The following is a 3,237-nucleotide window of genomic DNA, read 5'->3' on the forward strand; positions in this document are numbered from 1 at the left end:
CATCAAATTCACGATCCAAATCTTCGGTGCTTGAGTGAAAACTATACCCGTCTTTCATCACAAACTCGCGTCCGCGCATCAAACCAAAGCGGGGGCGTGCTTCATCACGAAATTTGGTTTTGATCTGATAGAGGTTGATAGGGAGTTGTTTGTAACTTGTAACGCGGTTACGGACGATGTTTACCATCATCTCCTCATGGGTAGGCCCGAGGACAAAAAGGTTCTCTTTACGGTCACGAAAACGGAGAAGCTCTTTGCCGAATTTCTCGATCCGTCCGCTCTCTTGCCACAATTCCGCTGGGGTTACGAAACTAAGATCAACCTCTTGTGCGTCACACGCCGCCATCTCTTCATTGATAATGTTTTCGATTTTACGAAGTACCCGTTTTCCCATCGGTAAAAAATTATACAACCCTGCCGCTACCTGCGTCACAAATCCTGCGCGCGAAAGATAGATATGGCTGGGAAGCTGCGCATCTTTCGGAGCTTCTTTGGTGGTTGGGATATAGGCTTTACTAAAACGCATTATTTTCCTTTAGGGTAATAGATACACGAATTTTGAGAGAGATCAGACCCCTCCTCTTCGTTCATTAAAAAACTCATCGATTCAATCAGGGCATCGACACGCATCGGATCGGAACCATCACGCATCCGCTCAGCAAACGGATGTAAAAACCGCTTGATCGCCTGAAGGGTAGCTTTATGGAGCGCATCCTCATACTCTTTGGATACATACCCCTTATCAATAACACGTGACGCTTCTTGGTGCGCCGCATCAGAGGCTCTGAGATACATATTTTTGATCAGCGGCTCGACTGAGAGGGTTTTAAGCCATTCAAAAAAGAGGGTAACATGTCGGCGAATAATCACATACGAGAGTTTTGCCTCATCTTCACGCAGCGCGATATTTTCCGAAACGATCTCTTTTAGATCATCGACATAAAATAGTTTAATCGACCAAAGAGCCGCTTCGCATTCGATGTCTCTGGGAACCGCCATATCAAACCAATATCGATCATACGTCGTAGGTTTGATCATCTCTTCGGTGATAATCGGAGTGATCGAACCCGTCGCAGTAAAAAGGAGCTCATTTTCATTGATTGCGTACGCGATCTCTTCGAATGATCGCACCCGTGCGTTACACTCTCGCGCTATCGCTTCGGCTTTCTCGAAGGTTCGGTTCATCACCGTAACATCGACCCCTTGGGCAGTAAGATGTTTACAAGTAATCACCGACATCTCACCCGAACCGATAACGAGTGCTTTTTTACCGCTCACGTCTCCCACCGATTCTTTGATTTTCGCGATGGCCACACTCGCAACCGACACCGGTTTAGAAGAGATATTGGTTGCATTGCGTACTTCGGCGGCACATTTAAACGCGTAGTTCATCGCACGCGAAATTTTCTGAGCCGAATAGCCGTTCTCTTGGGAGAGTTTGAACGCGTCTTTGAGCTGTCCTGAAATCTGCGTCTCCCCGACAACCATCGAATCGAGCGAACTCGCTACACTAAAGAGGTGATGTATCCCCCCCTCATCGTCGAAAATATCGGCACGAGAATAGAGTTCCGTATGACTCAACCCAGAGTGTCTTGTCAACAGAAAAAACAGCTCTTCTTTCGCCGATTCCGTATCGTTACAGCTACAAAAAACTTCAACACGGTTACAGGTAGAGAGGATCATCGATTCGCTGATACACGGAGAGGCATTTAAATGTTTCATCGCATTGAGCTGTGCCGTCTCATCTACGAATGCGAGCTTCTCGCGTATCCCAAGCGTCGAGTTTTTGTGTGAAAAGCTGACAATCAGATAATGCATCAGTGACTTCTTTTGATCACAGATTCGACGATGGAACGCAACGCGGCATCATCGCCGATCACACCGATCGCTTCATCGCACAAAGAACGTGCATGGGAATAGGAGTGTTCGATAATATTGAACGCATCCATCTGTGAACGGATCCATTGCTTCTCATCCTCATCCAACACCTGCGCATGGGATTTTACCAAACGCTCTTTGAGTGGTGCATCCAATCGATCATACAGATCGATATACGGCAATGTCACTTTCCCCTCCGAAAAATCGTTCAAAGAGGGTTTACCCAGCGTCGCTTCATCGGCGGTGATGTCGAGAATATCATCGACGATCTGAAATGCCAATCCCAGATTTTTTCCGTACGTCGCGTAGGCTTGTTCGTCTTTCCCCGCCAAAATCGCGGCACTGTAGGCACACGCTTCGATCAGGGTCGCGGTTTTGAGATAGAGCATTTTGAGGTACAGGTCACGGTCGGTATTGAAACTCTCCGCCATCCCTACATCCATCATCTCTCCGACTGAGAGGCGAGTGACCGATTCGGCAACGGAGCGGGCGATTCGCGGATCGAAAGAGGTAAGCTCGCTAAACGCTTTGGAGTAGAGAATATCGCCGAGCATGATGGCGGTTTTAGAACCCTCGGTCGCATTGACGGACGGAACTCCGCGACGCAACTGCGCTTCGTCGATCACGTCATCATGGAGCAAGCTCGCCGCGTGGATCAACTCGACAATCGCTCCCAATAGCGGTGCGGTAGGCTCACTCGGGGCAATCGTCAAAACCAGACGGGCACGAAGCCGTTTGCCGCCGGAGAGTTTTTTAAAAAGTTCTGCGGCATGAGGATAATCGACCTCATCGATCAGTTTTGCAATAAGAGTTTCTACAGTTTCCAACATACCTATCATCACTTCTTCGTTAAATAATCCAACACAATCCGATTCTCTTTATCGATCAAGAAAAAATCCATTTGCGCTGTTTTGTTGCCATCATCAAATTTTTTAAAAACCACCAAGGCGTACGGGACATCTTTTTGGCTTCGATCCGCGCTCAAGAGGACTTTACGAAAGCTTTGATTCGTATGCCCGACATACAAAATATGCTGTCCGACAAACCGATCAAAACTCTCATGCACCACCAAAGCCTTATCCGCATAAAGGGTCCATCGAAAATTGAGCAGACGTTCTTGCCCCTCGCTTTTGACGAGGATTTTGACGATCTCATCTTTTTTGAGGACAAAGCTTTTCGATTCTCTCCATGCCGCCGCATCCAAAAGGGTGAACACCCCAACGAGTAGAAATATGAAAATACGACTCATACAAACTCATTTCTAAAGATTTTGGAACGTATGGCTTCTTAAATGAGCGATTATACACTGACTCTGCATAGGATCATTTTAAGTCGGAGATTATACCACCACAATTCTTA

General features: G+C 47.0%; 4 protein-coding genes. All 4 read right to left on the reverse strand.

Annotation, left to right across the window (positions count from 1 at the left end; genetic code table 11):
• Positions 1 to 526: aminoacyl--tRNA ligase-related protein (locus JZU62_RS10410; RefSeq protein ID WP_365956770.1), on the reverse strand; the 526-nt coding region annotated here is incomplete at its 3' end.
• Positions 526 to 1,818 carry a glutamyl-tRNA reductase gene (gene hemA, locus JZU62_RS10415; RefSeq protein ID WP_295014541.1) on the reverse strand — a complete coding sequence of 431 codons (1,293 nt, stop codon included), beginning with the start codon at positions 1,816 to 1,818 and terminating at the stop codon, positions 526 to 528. The genes JZU62_RS10410 and hemA, both read right to left, overlap by 1 nt.
• Positions 1,818 to 2,708, reverse strand: coding sequence for a polyprenyl synthetase family protein (locus JZU62_RS10420; protein ID WP_365956772.1), 891 nt, complete (start codon positions 2,706 to 2,708; stop codon positions 1,818 to 1,820). Before JZU62_RS10420 ends, hemA begins: the two co-directional genes overlap by 1 nt.
• Before the next feature lie 8 nt (positions 2,709 to 2,716).
• The gene (locus tag JZU62_RS10425) at positions 2,717 to 3,127 is read right to left on the reverse strand and encodes a hypothetical protein (protein ID WP_295014544.1); all 411 of its coding nucleotides are present in this window, start codon (positions 3,125 to 3,127) and stop codon (positions 2,717 to 2,719) included.
• Positions 3,128 to 3,237: the final 110 nt, after the last annotated feature.

Origin of the sequence: Sulfuricurvum sp. (genome assembly GCF_019163035.1) — a bacterium.
In the GTDB taxonomy this organism is placed as follows: domain Bacteria; phylum Campylobacterota; class Campylobacteria; order Campylobacterales; family Sulfurimonadaceae; genus Sulfuricurvum.